General features: G+C 38.7%; 18 protein-coding genes. 12 read left to right on the forward strand and 6 right to left on the reverse strand.

Annotated features, from left to right (window positions below):
• Positions 1–6: 6 nt before the first annotated feature.
• Positions 7–804, forward strand: coding sequence for an endonuclease I family protein (locus tag FNK51_RS22100; protein ID WP_141994695.1), 798 nt, complete (start codon positions 7–9; stop codon positions 802–804).
• Between the two features lie 61 nt (positions 805–865).
• Here FNK51_RS22100 and FNK51_RS22105 read toward each other — a convergent pair whose 3' ends face one another.
• The 3 genes from FNK51_RS22105 to FNK51_RS22115 all read right to left on the reverse strand — a co-directional run bounded on the left by FNK51_RS22105 (position 866) and on the right by FNK51_RS22115 (position 4346).
• Entirely contained in the window at positions 866–1924 is a 1059-nt protein-coding gene (locus FNK51_RS22105) for a lactonase family protein (RefSeq protein ID WP_141994696.1), read from the reverse strand.
• A 146-nt stretch (positions 1925–2070) separates the two neighbouring features.
• Positions 2071–3828, reverse strand: a complete 1758-nt coding sequence (ade, locus tag FNK51_RS22110) for an adenine deaminase (protein WP_141994697.1) — start codon at positions 3826–3828, stop codon at positions 2071–2073.
• Between the two features lie 32 nt (positions 3829–3860).
• Complete coding sequence (locus FNK51_RS22115; protein ID WP_141994698.1) at positions 3861–4346, reverse strand: nucleoside deaminase; 486 nt, start codon at positions 4344–4346, stop codon at positions 3861–3863.
• Between the two features lie 225 nt (positions 4347–4571).
• On the opposite strand from FNK51_RS22115, the gene FNK51_RS22120 reads away from it, so the two are divergent.
• The 10 genes from FNK51_RS22120 (at position 4572) to FNK51_RS27325 (ending at position 11959) form a co-directional block, all read left to right on the forward strand.
• Positions 4572–5474, forward strand: coding sequence for an AEC family transporter (locus FNK51_RS22120; protein ID WP_098369519.1), 903 nt, complete (start codon positions 4572–4574; stop codon positions 5472–5474).
• 274 nt (positions 5475–5748) lie between these two features.
• The gene (locus tag FNK51_RS22125) at positions 5749–6159 is read left to right on the forward strand and encodes a hypothetical protein (RefSeq protein WP_141994699.1); all 411 of its coding nucleotides are present in this window, start codon (positions 5749–5751) and stop codon (positions 6157–6159) included.
• Positions 6160–6601: 442 nt separating this feature from the next.
• Positions 6602–7330: an amino acid ABC transporter ATP-binding protein gene (locus FNK51_RS22130; protein ID WP_098369521.1), complete on the forward strand. Its 729-nt coding sequence runs from the start codon at positions 6602–6604 to the stop codon at positions 7328–7330.
• Between the two features lie 22 nt (positions 7331–7352).
• Positions 7353–8180 (forward strand): transporter substrate-binding domain-containing protein, encoded by an 828-nt coding sequence (locus FNK51_RS22135; RefSeq protein WP_098369522.1) that lies wholly within the window; start codon positions 7353–7355, stop codon positions 8178–8180.
• Positions 8181–8286: 106 nt separating this feature from the next.
• Positions 8287–8925, forward strand: a complete 639-nt coding sequence (locus tag FNK51_RS22140; protein ID WP_098369523.1) for an amino acid ABC transporter permease — start codon at positions 8287–8289, stop codon at positions 8923–8925.
• Between the two features lie 14 nt (positions 8926–8939).
• Positions 8940–9590 (forward strand): amino acid ABC transporter permease, encoded by a 651-nt coding sequence (locus FNK51_RS22145; protein WP_098369524.1) that lies wholly within the window; start codon positions 8940–8942, stop codon positions 9588–9590.
• A 674-nt stretch (positions 9591–10264) separates the two neighbouring features.
• A complete protein-coding gene (locus FNK51_RS22150; RefSeq protein WP_098369527.1) occupies positions 10265–10546 on the forward strand; it encodes a DUF4190 domain-containing protein in 282 nt (93 codons plus the stop codon).
• 103 nt (positions 10547–10649) lie between these two features.
• On the forward strand, positions 10650–10970 hold the full coding sequence (locus tag FNK51_RS22155) for a type II toxin-antitoxin system HicB family antitoxin (RefSeq protein ID WP_076369562.1): 321 nt from the start codon (positions 10650–10652) through the stop codon (positions 10968–10970).
• Between the two features lie 306 nt (positions 10971–11276).
• On the forward strand, positions 11277–11720 hold the full coding sequence (locus FNK51_RS22160) for a nucleoside 2-deoxyribosyltransferase (protein WP_260398143.1): 444 nt from the start codon (positions 11277–11279) through the stop codon (positions 11718–11720).
• Positions 11721–11830: 110 nt separating this feature from the next.
• Entirely contained in the window at positions 11831–11959 is a 129-nt protein-coding gene (locus FNK51_RS27325) for a hypothetical protein (protein ID WP_260398137.1), read from the forward strand.
• 394 nt (positions 11960–12353) lie between these two features.
• Here FNK51_RS27325 and FNK51_RS22165 read toward each other — a convergent pair whose 3' ends face one another.
• Complete coding sequence (locus FNK51_RS22165) at positions 12354–13097, reverse strand: L,D-transpeptidase family protein (protein WP_141994700.1); 744 nt, start codon at positions 13095–13097, stop codon at positions 12354–12356.
• A gap of 221 nt (positions 13098–13318) precedes the next feature.
• On the opposite strand from FNK51_RS22165, the gene FNK51_RS22170 reads away from it, so the two are divergent.
• Positions 13319–13771, forward strand: coding sequence for a YueI family protein (locus FNK51_RS22170; protein ID WP_286178826.1), 453 nt, complete (start codon positions 13319–13321; stop codon positions 13769–13771).
• A 606-nt stretch (positions 13772–14377) separates the two neighbouring features.
• Here FNK51_RS22170 and FNK51_RS22175 read toward each other — a convergent pair.
• Both FNK51_RS22175 and FNK51_RS22180 read right to left on the reverse strand, forming a co-directional pair.
• Positions 14378–15445, reverse strand: a complete 1068-nt coding sequence (locus FNK51_RS22175) for an AI-2E family transporter (RefSeq protein WP_141994701.1) — start codon at positions 15443–15445, stop codon at positions 14378–14380.
• A gap of 333 nt (positions 15446–15778) precedes the next feature.
• Complete coding sequence (locus FNK51_RS22180) at positions 15779–17047, reverse strand: L-lactate MFS transporter (RefSeq protein ID WP_098369531.1); 1269 nt, start codon at positions 17045–17047, stop codon at positions 15779–15781.
• Positions 17048–17319 lie beyond the last annotated feature (272 nt).

The raw sequence follows: 17319 nt of genomic DNA on the forward strand, positions 1-17319 counted from the left end.
GAGTGGATGAAGTATAGTTTTGAAGTACTTGAAAAAGAACGGGAAATGGCAATGGCTGCACTTGTGAACTTCAATGAAAACCGCGAATACTATGATGAAAACAAAGATCAGGAACTTAAGCTAGCATACTATAAAGATGGTTCCTTGGACCGGGAAGGATTGAAGGACCTACTTGTGGCAACCCATAAAAACCAGCTGAACTACTCACCACATCGTCATGTTTACCCTTGGGTGGACTTACAGGAAAATGGCCAGTTGAAAAGTCTGTATTCCGGTAAAGGTATGGATCCTGTACGAGTAATAGAGGAAGATATCCGTATACTAGAATTGGTGTCAAGAGGCATAGAGTCAACAAATACGGAGAACATTCTCGTTAATTGTGAACATGTGGTACCTCAATCATGGTTCGCTAAAAAAGAACCGATGAGGGGGGATTTGCATCATCTATTCGCCTGTGAACCAACTTGTAACAGTAGCCGGAGTAACTATCCATACCATGATTTTAAGGATTATATCCCTGAGAAATCGGCTGCCGGTATAAAAGCGGGTTGCGGGAAATCAGAGGAGGGTAAATTCGAGCCTGAATACGGAAAAGGCATCGTGGCGAGGGCTACTTTATACTTTTTACTCAGATATGAGGGCATCATCGATAGCGGCAATATTGACCTGGCGCTGCTTATGGAATGGCATCGGCTTTTTCCGGTCAGCACTTATGAAAAACATAGAAACCAGGCTATACATGAAATGCAGGGTAATCGTAACCCATATATAGATTTTCCCGAAATGGCGGAGAAATGGAATTAAAGAAGGATAATAAAAAAGGATTGAAGCTGTGGTACAAGCTTCAATCCTTTTTTATTATCGATTATAAGAATTTTACGCAAACAGGGAAGGGAACTTGAACATCTTTTTGCAATAATGTTAACTTACCGTCATGTTCATTCCGGGAATATAGTGTCAGTTTTCCTGATTGTTCATTTGAAGCGATTAGGAATTTTCCGCTAGGATCCAATGAAAAATCACGTGGCCAATGTCCTTCGGTAGAAACCAGTTCAACGAATGCCAGTTTGCCAGTTTCTTGATTGATTTGGTAAACGGCAATACTATCATGTCCGCGATTTGCGGCATATATGAATTGCCCGTCATCAGAAATATGAATGGCGCTTCCTTGGTTATTTTCCTTGAAATCTTCCGGAACGGACCGAACTGTTTGTACTTCAGAAAAGCTTCCGGTTTGACTATCGAAGCTCAAAACAATGACTTCAGGTACAAGCTCTGCCATAACATACGCAAATTTTCCGTTTGGGTGGAAGGTCAAATGCCGTGGTCCGCTGCCGGGAGCAACAGATAAGCTGTTTACTTCTTCCAAAACCCCATTATCTATTTTATAGGTTTTTACTTTATCTATTCCTAGGTCGACTACAGCAATGAACCTTTCATCCGGTGTGAACCCGGCGAAGTGAGTGTGCGCTTTTTCCTGACGTTCTTCATTCGGTCCTTGACCCTTATGCTGAACAGTGGATGATACGGGCAAAGGGGTCGCATCGTCAAGAAGCGGATATGATTCAATCACGCCTTCTCCATAACTGGAAGTGACCAAGACCTGTTTCTTGCTGTCGACACTTATATGGCAGGAAGAGCCATTTGGTGTCAGTTGTTTGCCCAAGAAGGTAAGCTCACCTGATTCTTCATTGATCGAATAGGCTGAAACTCCACCGCTGCCCGCTTCTTTTAAAATGGCGTAGAGATTCTTCTTGTCCTGGCTGATGGCGATATAAGTTGGATCGGTTAATTCTGCTGCAAGAACCGGTGTACTGAGTTTTCCTTCTGCTGTATCTAAAGTGAAGCGGTAAATACCTTTGCTGTTTCCTTTTGTGTAAGTGCCTATGTATCCAATTATGGTTTGTTGATCATGTTTTGCCATATTTATCTCCTCCAAGAAAGATTTGTGTTTAATTTTATTTTAACATAGATGATACCCATAATATCCTTTTCCCGGTTTAAGTCGAGTTGGAACCTGATTCATTTAGAAATTACTGGGGTGAGAAGAAAAAAACCCCGACTAGGGGGTTAAATTTTATCGACTGGCTTTGATGCTTCGATAGGAATATGCCTAAACTCAGAAACTGAAAATAAACCCTGATCCGTCAGTTTAATTTCAGGGATGACAGGCAACGCCAAGAATGCAAGTGTAAGGAAAGGGTTGAAATGCCTGTTGGCACCCAGTTTCAATAGGGCTCCATCGATTTTTTTCAATGAACGGACTACATCCATATAATTCCATTCACTCATCAATCCAGCTATCGGAAGGGGAAGTGAAGCGAGTATTTCCCCATTTTGGATTACGGTCAATCCGCCCTGCATTTTTTTGATTTCATTTGCTGCCATAAGCATATCTTGATCATTCGTCCCGGCAATGATCAAATTATGTGAATCATGGGCTACTGTCGTGGCAATTGCACCTGAATTCAAACCGAGCCCTTTGACGATTCCTAGACCTACTTGTTTGGTCATATGATGCCGTTCAATTACAGCAAGTTTTATATGATCAACATGTTTGGAGAACCGGAATAGCCCATCCTGATTAAGTGTAACCGGTTCAATCGAATGCTTTGTAATCAAGCTGTTTGGAGTTATCTCAATAATATTAGCGAACTTATTTTTAAAAGGTATCGCCAAATCACCTTCCGTTATTTCATGAAATTGAACGGAGTGCTTCAACCCGTCGTCAATGACCTGTTCCTTTTCAGGTGGAAAGTTAAGTAAACGATTATTTTGAACGATAAGCTTTCCCTCTTTAAAGACCGAGTGGATGATGACTGAATCAAGATCATCCAATATAAGAAAGTCTGCCTTGTATCCAGGTGCTATGGCACCAGTTTCCTTTAAGCCAAAACATTCAGCTGCATTAATGGTCGCCATTTGAATGGCGGTTATTGGCGGGACACCTGTTTTTATGGAAAGTCGAACGTTGTGATCGATACTACCCTCAGATACAATATCGTCAAGGTGCCGGTCATCGGTGACGAATAAACAACGGCGGGAGTTCTTCTCATTAATAACTGGAATCAGGTTTTTTAAGTCTTTGGCAACGGTGCCTTCCCTGATCATAAGATACATTCCTTTACGCAGTCTTTCTTTTGCCTCTTCCGCTGTAGTGCATTCATGATCCGTTTTAATGCCTGCACACATATAAACATCGAGCTGTTGTTCGGATAATCCTGCCGCATGGCCATCGATGCTTTTGCCTAGTCTATTAGCATCGTATATTTTTTGCAGCATATCCTCCTCCGTATGTGAAACGGCCGGGAAATTCATGACTTCGGCTAAACCGAGCACTCTCGGGTTCTGATAAAACGGAATTAAATCTTCACTTCTTAAGACAGCACCAGAATGTTCAAACTCAGTAGCAGGTACACAAGAAGGCATCATGAAGTAAAAGTCAAAAGGAAGTTGATCGGATTGATCAATCATATATTCCATGCCCATTTTGCCAGAAACATTGGCAATTTCATGAGGGTCTGCAATAATGCTGGTCACACCATGTAAAAGGAGGATTTTTGCGAGTTCCGATGGCCTTACCATCGAAGATTCAATATGGACATGGCCATCAATGAATGTAGGGCATACGAATTTTCCTGTTGCATCTATTTCTGAAATACCCTCATAACGCCCAATTCCAGCAAAAAAACCATCGACGATAGCAATGTCGCCTGTATAGATATCACCATTGAAAACATCTATGATTTGTCCGTTCTTAATGACGCAATCCGCAGGCGTTCTCCCTGCAGCAACGTCTATTCTCCTTTTAAGCAAGTTTTTATTCATATGCGTAACCCCTTTGGCAAAAATATAACCGGTTAATATTTCACTTTTTCAGTATTGGTTTCCCATGTTCGGAATGGTAATTCGTGGTCATTAAAAGACAGTTGTTCCATTTTTATCGTGCGTTTTTCCATTGGCAAGGCAAGTTCTTGGTATATAAAGTGATCATCAAAGCCAATAAGTGCAGCGTCTTCTTTAGTACATGCGTAATAAATGGCTTTTGGACGTGCCCAATAAATAGCACCGATGCACATGGGGCAAGGTTCGCAGCTAGTGTAAATTTCACAATCTGTAAGCTGGAAGCTGTCGAGATTCCTGCATGCATCACGAATCGCCTGCACTTCGGCGTGAGCTGTAGGATCGTTGGCCGTTGTCACATTATTACATCCTCTGCCTACGACTTTGCCATCTTTAACGATTATAGCACCAAAAGGTCCCCCGTTCTTTGCCACAACATTTTCATATGCAAGCCGAACAGCCATCTCCATGAATTTTACATCCACTAAAAAACACCCCTTCATATATTAATAACCAAAAAGTGTTGATGTTACGTTTATTAACGTAAATATAATAAACAATATACCATATGCATTGGGAAATGGAACAATATTTTCTGAAAATAAAGAAAATTCATTTACGTTAGAATATATAACGTGCAATCAAAAGTGGTTTAAAAGAATTTTTACAAATAATTATAAAACTGATATTGTTAGAAGAAAATCATTAGAATTATGAAGGTGATATGCATGGGGTTTTTGGGAGTTCTTTTACCGATATTCGGTATATTTGTTTTAGGTTTCATCGGTCAGAAAAAGTTTAAACTTGATACAAAATCGATTTCCACGATGGCATTATATTTAATGTCACCTTTTCTTGTATTCCGAACTTTTTATTCCGCAGAATTTACGATTAATTATTTTTATCTATTCTTATTCACGATAGTACTTTGTCTTTCTCTCATTCTGGTAGTCTACATCATATCTTTTTTCCGCAATTATACAGTCACTGAAACAAGCGGCATGATATTGGCATCGGCATTCATGAATAACGGGAATTACGGAACACCCGTAATTTTCCTGTTATTCGGAGCCGCAGGACTCGATTATGCAATCATCCTTATGGTGGGACAGCAGTTAGTGATGTGCACGATAGGCATTTATTTCGCAGCAAAGGGCAGCCCGGAAGGTAACGGAGTTCAAACAGCGATTAAAGCAGTATGCCGGATGCCAATTGTTTATGGAGCCATTGCGGGTACAGTATTTCAGTTCGTGAACATACCTTTAAGCAATTCGGTTATGGAAGCTATTAACCTTGTTGCAAATGCAGCGATCCCAACAATCATGATTACACTGGGAATGCAGCTGGCCAACATTTCCCTGAAAAAGATTGCCTATCGAAAGCTATCAGTTTCGCTGCTACTTAAACTTGCCGTTTCACCAGCCATTGCCTTCCTGTTATCACTTGCCTTACCAGTGGGTGACATGGTCAGGCATATCATGGTCATCGTAGCTGCCATGCCAACGGCGGCCAACACTACGATGTATGCGCTCCAATTCAATACGGAGCCTGAATTCGTATCAAGTGCTACTTTCATAAGTACATCATTAAGCCTGATTACGCTTCCGATCATCTTTTTCATTGTATTATAGAAGATTATGATTCTAATTAAATGGGCAAACTTATTATATGCACGAAGCAGAGGATTCCTAGCTGATTAAAAAACGGGATTCGGACAGATTGCATGTATTGCCCTTCATGACCAAAACTTGGGCTAGGTTTCCATAGTTGTTAGTAAACGAACTTAGGGACTTGGATTTATATGTTGATTGGGAAAAGATCTTCAACAATTCATTTATATTAAAGGGTGAGCTTGTTTAACTGGCGTTTACTTTTTTAAATGCTGGATTTGATTGGAGGGATTTTGTGTTCCAGACTAAAATTAAACTGATTAATACTGGAAAGATTGATGCCATTTTAAAGGAAATCGTTCTGAAAACCTATGAAGAAGCCCTAGAAGAAAAACTCTTGCTATGCATGGAGTGCGGGGATGTCGATTTTTATATCGCGTATTCAAATAACGAGGAACTTCAAGATGCGATCAATGAAAACTTTGAAATTGATGAATGTGGGGAAATCATGAAAATAGATGAACATCAGGAGCTTATGGATGATTTATTCGATTATTTCTTGATCATACATAAGGAAAGTGAAATGTTTGATTATTTTCCAGCAGGTCCATATACTCTCGGTGGGGAAATCCGTGAATCGGATACGGATATGCTGGCGCCAAGAGGTTTATATTCAGCGCCATTTGAAGATGCGTTAAAGGAATGATGAAAAAGACAGCAAATGCTGTCTTTTTTTTCGTGCTGATTTACAAAAGCTCGTTGTGCTTACGGGAAATAAATGATTTTTTACAAAAAAAGGGAATGGGTTGGGGGTAAACAGTTTTTACTTATCAGTTTTATGAAATATAGCAATAATATCATGGAATATGATATCATTTTTAACAAATTAAAGTTTATATGGTAATTTTAAGAAAAATTTTATATAATAAAAAGTGTGAATATTGAATATATTATTTAAATTACTAGTTTAAAATAACAATAAAAATGGTCGTTTTACTATAACTCTCGAAATATTGGGAAATAATATTGGAAGAAAGGATTATACATAAAATTTGATTGAGTTAGGAGAATGCTATATTACGCTTTTATAATTCTGATTATTATAAATTTTCAGCTTTGGAAGATTGATTATGGGCGGGGGGCTAATTATGATAGTTTTTGACCGAGTGAATAAGTTTTATGGCGATTTCCATGTATTGAAAGAGATTAATCTTACAATTAAGAAGGGGGAAGTGGTAGTGGTCATCGGACCGTCCGGATCAGGGAAAAGTACACTGCTTCGATGCATTAATCGTCTAGAGACCATTTCGGAAGGTTCCCTTTCCATAAATGGTTCAAATGTAGCGGATAAAAAAACGGACATAAACAAACTCCGTCGGAATATCGGTATGGTTTTCCAGCATTTTCACTTGTATCCTCATAAAACCGTGATCGAGAATATCATGCTTGCACCCAGGAAGGTTTTAGGACAATCCGAAGAGGAAGCGAAAAAGATTGCACTAAAGTATTTGGACAAAGTGGGGATTGGAGATAAAGCGAATTCATTTCCTTCCCAGCTTTCAGGTGGACAGCAACAACGGGTAGCGATTGCCAGGGGTTTGGCAATGGGGCCCGAAATCATGCTATTTGATGAACCTACCTCAGCCTTGGATCCAGAAATGATCGGCGAGGTACTGGATGTGATGAAAGCCCTTGCCCATGAAGGAATGACGATGGTGGTGGTTACGCACGAAATGGGATTTGCCCGTGAAGTAGCGGATCGAATCGTATTCATGGACGAAGGCAGGGTATTGGAAGAGGCATCACCGGCTGAGTTTTACGCCAATCCTCGTGAAGAGAGGGCTCGTTTATTCCTTAGCCGTATATTAAATCATTAAATAAAAAACAGGGGTGAATTGCATGTTGAAGAAAAAGAAATGGTTAAAATTATCTTTGCTATCATTACTGGCTGTCATCTTATTAGCTGGATGCGGCGGGGGGAATGATTCAGACAAGGCTGAAGAGGGTGGAGGAAAAGACAAAGAAAAAGATGTTCTCGCACAAGTGAAGGAAAAGGATAAGATCGTTTTTGGGGTGAAAAATGATACAAGGCTATTCGGACTGAAAAATCCTAAAACTGGAGATGTAGAAGGCTTTGATATTGATATTGCCAAAGCTCTTGCAGCAGAAATCCTTGGTGATGAGAATAAAGTTGAATTTAAAGAAGTGACTTCTAAGACAAGGATGGCATTATTGAATAATGGTGATATCGATGCGATTGTAGCGACTATGACGATCACGGAAGATCGTAAAAAAGAAGTTGACTTCACTGATGTTTACTTCGACGCCGGACAATCTTTGTTAGTCAAAAAGGGCAGCGATATTAAGGGGATTGATAGCTTAAAAGGGAAAAAGGTATTGGCCGTCAAGGGCTCTACTTCTTCCATAAATATCCGTGAAAAAGCTCCTGAAGCACAAGTGCTTGAATTTGAAAACTATTCCGAAGCGTTCGCTGCACTTAAATCCGGACAAGGGGATGCCTTGACCACAGATGATTCCATCCTTTATGGAATGGCGGATGAAGATCCAAGTTATGAACTTGTTGGCGGTACATTTACGGAAGAGCCTTATGGGATTGCCGTGAAAAAAGGAAATGCTGACTTTGTTGACGAGTTGAATAAAGCCCTTAAGTCACTTAAAGATTCAGGCAAGTACGATGAAATCCATGATAAATGGATTAAACATTAAACAATTTAGCAAATGTATAAGGGAAGCTGACCTTAAATAACATTTGAACATTTGTCTATGAGGATGAGCGTTTTGCTCATCCTTACTAGTTAAAGGAGTGTACGCCGTGCTTGATTTCTCCATTTTAACAGAGAACCTGGATATGTATTTATTAGGCTTTAGAAATACGATCATGTCGAGTTTGATCGCGTTGGTAGCGAGTTTGATTCTTGGTGTGCTTATTGCTATCATGCGGATTGCGCCGATAAAGCCACTAAACTGGCTGGGTACCGCCTATGTCGAGTTCATTCGGAATATACCGTTATTGATCATTACCTTTTTCTTCTTTCTCGGTCTTAAACTAAGCGGTCTATACGCAGGGACATTGGCCTTGACCATTTACACTTCATCTTTCATAGCTGAGGCAATTCGAGCGGGCATACTTTCCGTGCCAAAGGGTCAAATGGAAGCTGCCCGTTCATCAGGTCTGACATATGGGCAGGCAATGAGGCTCGTCATATTGCCACAGGCCGTTAAAATAGTCATACCTCCTTTAGGGAACCAATTTATCAATCTAGTTAAAAATTCTTCCATTTTAGCCGTCGTTGCAGGACTTGATCTTATGTACCACGGGGATTTGATTTCTTCAAGGACATTTGTCGTGTTTGATGTGTACATTTTCGTTGCAGCGTTTTACTTAATACTTACCATTCCTTTAAGTTTTGGCGTTGGTTATTTGGAAAAACGTCTGGCTAGGAGTAATTGAGGGAGGTATATGATATGGATTTTGCAGGTGCCTATACACCAGATAATCTAAAGTTTTTATTAGAAGGATTTTGGGTAACGCTCCAGGTAGCTTTTATATCCATTATTCTAAGTTTCATTATTGGCGGGCTTGTAGGTATAATCCGTTACGCAAAGGTGCCGGTGTTATCACAAATATTAGCTCTGATTGTAGAAACGGTACGTAATTTACCGCTGTTATTAATTATATTTTTTACGTATTTTGCTTTGCCGGAGGTGCGAATTAAACTGGAAATCATTCCGGCAGCCATTGTTGCCTTGACAATTTTCGAGTCTGCCATGCTTTCTGAAGTCATTCGAAGTGGGCTTAAATCGATTGATAAAGGCCAAATGGAAGCTGCCCGTTCATCAGGCTTGAGCTATACACAGGCATTGATACATATTATTCTGCCCCAAGCGCTGCGCCGCATGGTTCCTCCTATTGTCAGCCAATTCATTTCATTATTAAAGGATACCTCTTTAGCTGTTGTTATCTCTTTACCGGAACTGACTCATCATGGCCAAATCATATATGGACAAAGTCAAAAGTACTTAATACCTATTTTGATCCTGGTGGCTCTCATGTATTTCATTGTTAACTATTGTCTTTCTTTGGTAGCCCAGAGACTTGAATTGAAACGAACCTAAGAAAACGACTCAGAAATGAGTCGTTTTCTACTTGTCTACAAAAGGTGGTTCGGATTGACCTCACCTCGGACCATGGTTATAAAATAAGGCTTGGATATCCTCATGTATTTTTACAATTGTTTGTATAATTTGAACGTAGGGAACTCGCTTTCCGCCCTTGACGCACTTTGTGGGTCTCCCTTGGGCGCGCTTTGCCTTCAGGAGTCTCGTAGCTGCCGTTCCAATCAACGGGAATGTTTTAATAAAAAACTGTAGGATGGTCTCATCCTGATTTCCTGTCACAATTTTTCCATGGGAATGATTACCATGATTTTTTCTCATTTATATGGGATGAAACCTCAAAAGATTGAAGAAGTTTGCGACACTCCTGCCGAATTGCTGGCTAGCCAAGACCCTGCTAGAGGCTTGGCAGACAGTCGGCGGAAAGGGAGCGGATATTTGAAATCAACTGGAACGTTTTTTAGAAAAACTAAAGGCAAACTGGCATTCTTCGAATTTGTCTATAGTCTCAAACGATTCAGATAGAGGGTTTTTTTCATGTATGAATCCGACCAGGTGCATGATGAATTAACCGGCAGGATAGCTTGGAATATTAGAGATGAATGAGTACACAAAAAAATGAATCTTTTGCTTTTATTAACCGTATATATAAAGGAAGAAAGAAGGTGGAATATATGTCGGAAATCAAACAAAGCAATAGCAAAGCGATTGTAGCATTGATCATGGGGGTATTATCGCTGTTAATACCATTCATAGGAATCATATTAGGTATTCTAGGTTTAATATTTGCATCGAAGAGTAAACAAGAAATTAAGCTTACTGGTGAATCTGGAAATGGATTAGTGACAGCTGGAAAAGTGTGCAGCATTATTGGAATAATCTTGAATGTTGTCGTGATCCTGATCTTCCTGGTGTTTTTTTATTTCGCAGTTAGTACGGACATAACAACCTATTGAATGTAACTTGACAAACAAAGAAAAGTAAATTAAACCTATAAAAAATGGAAATTCATGTTATAATTAATTTAAAAACCTGAATATTGTATGAAGGGATGATATTTTGACCATTCAAATCTTTGAGTATCCAGCCGTATTCTATTATGAAAAGCACCCGTTGATTATCGATTCTTTTTCCGTTCAAGTTTGTTTCCCGGATTTTAGGCGAGAAGGTATTATTTCTTCCGTTAGCGGTAGGAATCGGGTAGATGCCTTAGCTTGTGCTCAAGAACTGTTGGAAGCCATGGTCGAACATTTTATTCACGATAAAAAAACAATCCCGGATGCAAGTGAAATGGAAAAGGTGAATCTGGATAGGGGAATTAATATTTGTGAGGCTGCACCCTTCAGGATTGAAATAGAAAATATCACATATGAAAAATAAAAAAACCTTGCCGATTAGGGGACAAGGTTTTTATTTTGTATTTTTTTACATTCAATGAACATTTTATAACCCGGAATGTCAAACCAAAATGAGTATATGGTTTACTATTTTTTGAGTTAGCTGAAGTCGAAGGTGAAAATGATTCCACTGCATACTTGAAAAACCATCATTACCTGTAAAAGGAATGATGGTTTTTTGTTTCGCTTGAATCCTTTTAATTATTTTTTATTTTTGGGTAAAGGATATTGCGTTCTTTATAACGAATATGTATAGTATAGGTAACATAGGTAAAAAGTATCAATAGTTATATATTTTGGAGGTGTATGTGTGAAATATTATATAGCATCAGACGAAAAAAATATGAAGCAAGTAAGGTCATTGATCAAGAAATTGACTTCAAAAGGGTTTACTTGTGTGAATGACTTGAATTTAATTACGAATGATGAGAAAAACCAAATAACGGACGACATTGGAGAATATGAAAAAAAGGGGATTGAGGAAGCCGATTTCATGCTGATCTTCCTAACAGCAGGAAAAGGCAATCTATATGAGCTTGGATATGCTTTATCTTTAAATAAGAAAATTATTGTGTATTCACCAGAGAAAGACAATTATCATATTAATAAAAAATCAATATTTCATAATCTGCCCGAGGTTACAATCTGCAGCGGGACCTTTTATAAGCTGGTTAAATTGATACATACGCTTTCTCCGGAAGGATCTGAAAAAGACTCACTGCATCTAAAATGAATGTCAAATGTAAAATTTAAAGGAAACCCTCAAATAAAATTTCTTTTGAACGAAGTGTTTAATGTATTAAAAATGAGGGTAAAGACCATTAAAAAAGGGAGAGGACTGTTTTGGCCATTATTGATATCGACCAATTATTGTCAGCCACTGAAGCGATTGCAGAAGAGTCAGTTCCATTCCATCTTGATACATTTGACATCGATCAACTTTTAGATAAAACGGATTATTGGAATTGGTAAGGAAAAGCATGCCCAGAGAGGATATGCTTTTTTTCTGAGTGAAAAATAACCTGATTACCGGTATGAAAATAATACATGTAATCAGGCAAGTGAGAATATTTTAGATAAAGTTAAAAACGGCGTCCTTTTACGAATCCTAAAATCACAAACATCGCGATGGTACCAATTACAAAAATTGCTTTAATGGATGTTAAGAGAATTTCATCGTACATTTGTATTACCTCCTTGTATGTAATGACAATGCGATTATGATTAGCTGTTGATGTATAAATTATAACATAAAGTCAATAACGGATGGTGGAAAATTAAAGACGATATGGGTAATAATGTATAGTTTGTACATATAAAACATAAAAAAAGATATCCTCTAAACAGTGGATATCGATAATGAAAATTATTTAAGTCCAAGCGCTTTTTTCGTTTTGGGTCCGACGACCCCATCGGAAGTGAGTTTTTTGGCTTTTTGAAATTTCTTTACAGCAGCTTCAGTATTTTTTCCAAATGACCCATCTACTCCTTTAGTGCTGTATCCAAGTTTAGTTAATCTTTTTTGCAGTTCAATTACTTGGGGGCCACTGCTTCCTTTCTTCAGGGAAGCGTTGGTATTTACGGGTAGGCTCACAGATCCGCTCACTTTATATCCATTCGTGGCAGCTATGGTGGCAAATGATTTATTCGAACTGGCAATCAACACTACAGTGTTCATTTTTACCCTATCGTACAGCCATTGAACATCATTGTTATACATACGAATACAACCGGCACTTATATATTTCCCAATGGTGTTAGGATCATTATTGCCGTGTATTGCGTACGTATTTCCTGGTGTATTCCTTGCATTGATCCCCAGCCATCTTTTACCTAGAGGGTTTTTTGGGTCTCCGCCTCTAATGTTGCCTTTATAATAAGGCCGATTCACAATTTTTGTCACTACCTTGAACTTTCCTTCAGGAGTGTAGGATGCTTTCTTTCCTGTCGCCACGCTGAATACCCTCACCAAATTATCATTTTCGTAATAGGCAAGCTGATTATTGGCTTTATTGATGATAATCAGTTGTCTTGCTGCCGCATCTGAAGTATTACTGAACCCAACAAAACTAAAAGCGAATATTAATATAAATACAATTAATTTTTTCATTTTTTTCCCCGTCCCTCATTTAAGCAACCTACATTTACACATATACTATCCTATGCATGAAGTGAAGCTAGAGTGACAATTTTTTAAAGTGGGGGTAGACTAAAAATGTGTAATATTAAACCCAGGGCACTTTCTGCTTTTTTGCATACCCAGAAAATGATGGGCACTAATTTTGGCCATATTACATACATTATTGAAGTGAAAGCGGAGGTGGGTAAGAATTGTCACGCCTAAAGGTGGAGGACTATCTAGAACAAGGCATCCATGGTCCAAAAGAAATCAAGCCTGGTGAACGTAGGGAATTTCTGGGCACATTACGGGAGCGCGTCGTCATCGTCCTAAAAAAAAGGCAAGTCTTTGAAACGAATGTATATCCGGAGATAGAGCAAATGATGAAGAAGCATCCCCGTTCAAATTTGTTTTTAAATGGTCAGATGGACTATCAATATTTAGGGAAATATATAAAATTGGCAATGAGTCATAATATTCCTTACAAAATTGTCCTAAACAAAGATCATAACTCCGATTTGGGTCTGGTATTAGCAGAAATTAATGCCATAAACAAAGAAGAAATTTATATCGAGAAGCAATATGATGTCCAGCAAGTTATTAAAAAGAAAAGCTTCAAAGCATTTTTCAAACGCTGTGTTAAAAAATTATTAAACAAACGTTGATAGAATTATCAACGTTTTTAGCTTGTCTACAAAAGGAGGCACGGAATGGTCTCACCCCGAACCATGATTTTAAAACAAAAATAGGTTATCCTTCTTGTTACGGTGAAATCAACTGGAACTTTTTTTGAGGGTTTGTAAAATTTGAACTTTCATTTCCACTCCAGGCACTCGCTTTCCCCCGGGCGGTCCGGGGAGCCTCCTCGGCGTTCTTTGCCCCTGTGGGGTCTCCCTTGGACGCGTTTTTCCTGCAGGAGTCTCGCACCTTCCGTTCCAATCAACTGAATTAGACAATTCTTTATGGTTTTTAACTGTTTTAAACCCTCACTAGATTGAAGAAATATGCGGCACTCCTCCCGATTAACTGGCTAGCCAAGCCTCCAAAGACGCTTGCGTCGAGGAGGCTTGGCAGACAGTCGGCGAAAAGGGAGCGGATTTCGGAAATCAATAGGAACTTTTTTGAAATAAAAACTGCAGGCAAACCCGCTTCTCATAGAGGTTGACTACAATCTAAAACGTTGAGGGGATGTCCTTTTTTAAAAAAATACTTCTAATAGGATTACTAAGGATATAGCTCCATTATTAAGGTGCGTAGACAACCATACTTGTTTATGTAACCCTTTTCCGTAATCTATAAAACCTCCTGAAATTCCCTATAATTGTTTTTACTACGGAATAAGCGGGGATAGCGATTAAAATGCCAACGAAACCGTATATTGATCCTGCAGCAAGCAGCAATAAGATAATGGTAAGTGGGTGAATGTTAAGCCGTTTTCCCATAATATTCGGTGTAACCAAGTGCCCTTCGACCTGTTGAACAACGGTAAGGACAATGAGTACTTTCACTGCCAACCCAATGTCTTGCTGTAAGGCAATGAAAAGGGCAGGGATGATGCTTATTAATGGACCAAGGAATGGTACAACGGTAAAAATCATGGCGAATATGGCTAATACGAGTGCATAATCGAGACCGATAATCAGGTAGCCGATATACATCAAAGTCCCAATAACGATTGATATGATAAATTGACCGATAATATAAGTTGAAAGGGCTTTATCGACGTCTTTTAAAATCGTGTTCCCCTCTGATTCAACATCGTTCGGTATATATTTTAATAGAAATGGTCTTAATTTACCTCCATCCTTCAAGAAATAGAATAAAATGAATGGTGTAATGACCAATACTGTTAATACACTAGTGATCGTGGAAAAAATGGTATTGACATTCACTAATAGTTTTTCCGAGTAATCTTTCAAATGCGAGACCGCTTTTCCTTTTAGAACTTCCATATTAACCATGCCAAAATCATTTTTTTCAATCATAACTTCAGATTCTTTAGAGAATTCCTTGACTTTGCTAGGGAGGTTTTCAGATAATTTTTGAAATTGGTCCACGATTACTGGACTTCCAAAGTAACTTACCATCCCAATTATGCTAAATATAATCAAAAACACGGTGAAGATGCTAGCTGACCTCGGGATAAATTCAGTTAATAAGTTAACGACCGGCCGTAATATATAGTATAAAAGCCCAGCCACAATAATTGGGAAAAACATGGCAGCAATGATTTTTTGTAGCGGCAGCAGAACGTAATCAATCTTACCTAGTAAAAAAATAATTAAAATGATCAAAATGGTCGCGCATGCATATTTGAAAAACGGTTTATTGATCCACAAGACTATCCCCCCTAATTCCATCTCTTACTTGATTCCCTGATTTAGCTTAATGTTAAACTAAATAACTTGTTCAAATGTTTGGTGCAAAACATGTTATAATGATGAATGTTTATCATTCAACTTTAATTCGATTGTAATGTTTCAATTTAGAAATGATCACAACTGCACGAGCAAAGGTTCAAGAGGGGATGACATAATCCATAAAATCTCCGGATGGGCTTCAGTTCCAAAAGATACACCGTTATGGCCATAAACAAACTAAAAAAAGGCATCATCAAAGGTAAATTCCGTTTAGGGAAGTTTACTTGATAATGCCTTTTGCAAGGTTTTAAATTAGGATATTTTACTAAATGTGTTCGTTACTCCTTGTTTCTGTTTACTTTGCATTTTTTTAATGTCGAGACGCAGCCAGATGGAGATGGCGAATGCTATCGCAATTAATACTGCGAAAACGTAGAATACCGGGATGTAGCTGTTCGTACTTTCCCTGATTGCAGTAACCAACATTGGTCCGCAAACCCCGCCTAGAGACCACGTAGTTAAAAGATAACCGTGGATGGCCCCAATTTCCTTAGTTCCAAATAAATCCCCGGCAAACGCAGGGAGATTTGAAAATCCTCCTCCATAACAACTAACGACCAGCAAGATGAGTCCTTGGAACAATAGTGTATTTGTAGTCGTTGGAAGTAAAAGGAACGCTCCGATTTGAATGATGAAGAAAATGACGAAAACATTTGGACGGCCAATATAATCAGATGCTGCTGCCCAGCCAAGTCTTCCTCCTCCATTAAAGATTCCCATAATCCCGACTAATGTTGCTGCACCTGCTACAGACAGACCAACAACGTCTTGAGCCATAGGTGAAGCTACAGAAATCATCATGATCCCTGCACTTGTATTTATCAATTTCATGGACCATAACATCCAGAAGTGTTTAGTTTTAACCGCTTCTTTTGCAGTTAATTGCCTTAGGTCTTTCTTTAGTTCTTTCTTACCGGACTCAATATCTTTCTTCATTCCTTCAGGTAGCCAGTTGGCCTTTGGAGGTGCAATATAGGATGCACCTAAGAACATCAGTATGAAATAGCCTGCTCCTAAAATATAATATGTAGTATAAATGCCAACGGATTCCATAAGGCTTGCAGCTACTGGGGCTGTAATGAGAGCTCCGGCACCGAATCCTAATACTGCCATTCCTGTTGCCAATCCCCGGCGATCTGGGAACCATTTGACTAAAGTGGATACTGGTGAAATGTACCCGATCCCCATGCCAAGTCCACTTAAAACTCCATATGTCAATAGGTAAAGCGGAAGTGAATCGACCATTACTGCTAAACCAGAACCGGCTTGTCCTAAGCCGAATAATACAGCTGCGACCATAGCAGACTTTCTTGGGCCATTTTTTTCCACGAATTTACCAAAGAAGGCTGCAGAAGTTCCTGCAAGCGCCATCATTATTGTGAATGCTAACGTTACTTCAGTTTCTGACCACCCCATAGTCTCAACTAAAGGTTTTTTGTATACGCTATAGGCGTATGCACCACCAATGGAAAGGTGAATGGCGATAGCTGATAAAGCGATTAACCATCTGTTTTTTGTCATGTTGTTACCCCTTTTCGTCAAAAATAAGAAAGTTGCATGCGTTTTATCTATAATATATCGTTTTGCATGCGTTTTATCTATCTTGTGGAATAAGTATATAAGATTATTATTTAGTAGTAAACTACTAAATTGAATTTCATGAAAATTTTTCCTCTTTATTCCATTGGATTAAAATTGGTAATGGCACGAAAAAACCACTTTATGAATCAGAATAAAAAATGATATATTTTCTTAGGTTTTATAATATACATATAAGTTTGTAGGTATCAGCT

Origin of the sequence: Bacillus sp. B4EP4a (assembly GCF_006680105.1) — a bacterium.
In the GTDB taxonomy this organism is placed as follows: domain Bacteria; phylum Bacillota; class Bacilli; order Bacillales; family DSM-1321; genus Peribacillus; species Peribacillus simplex_E.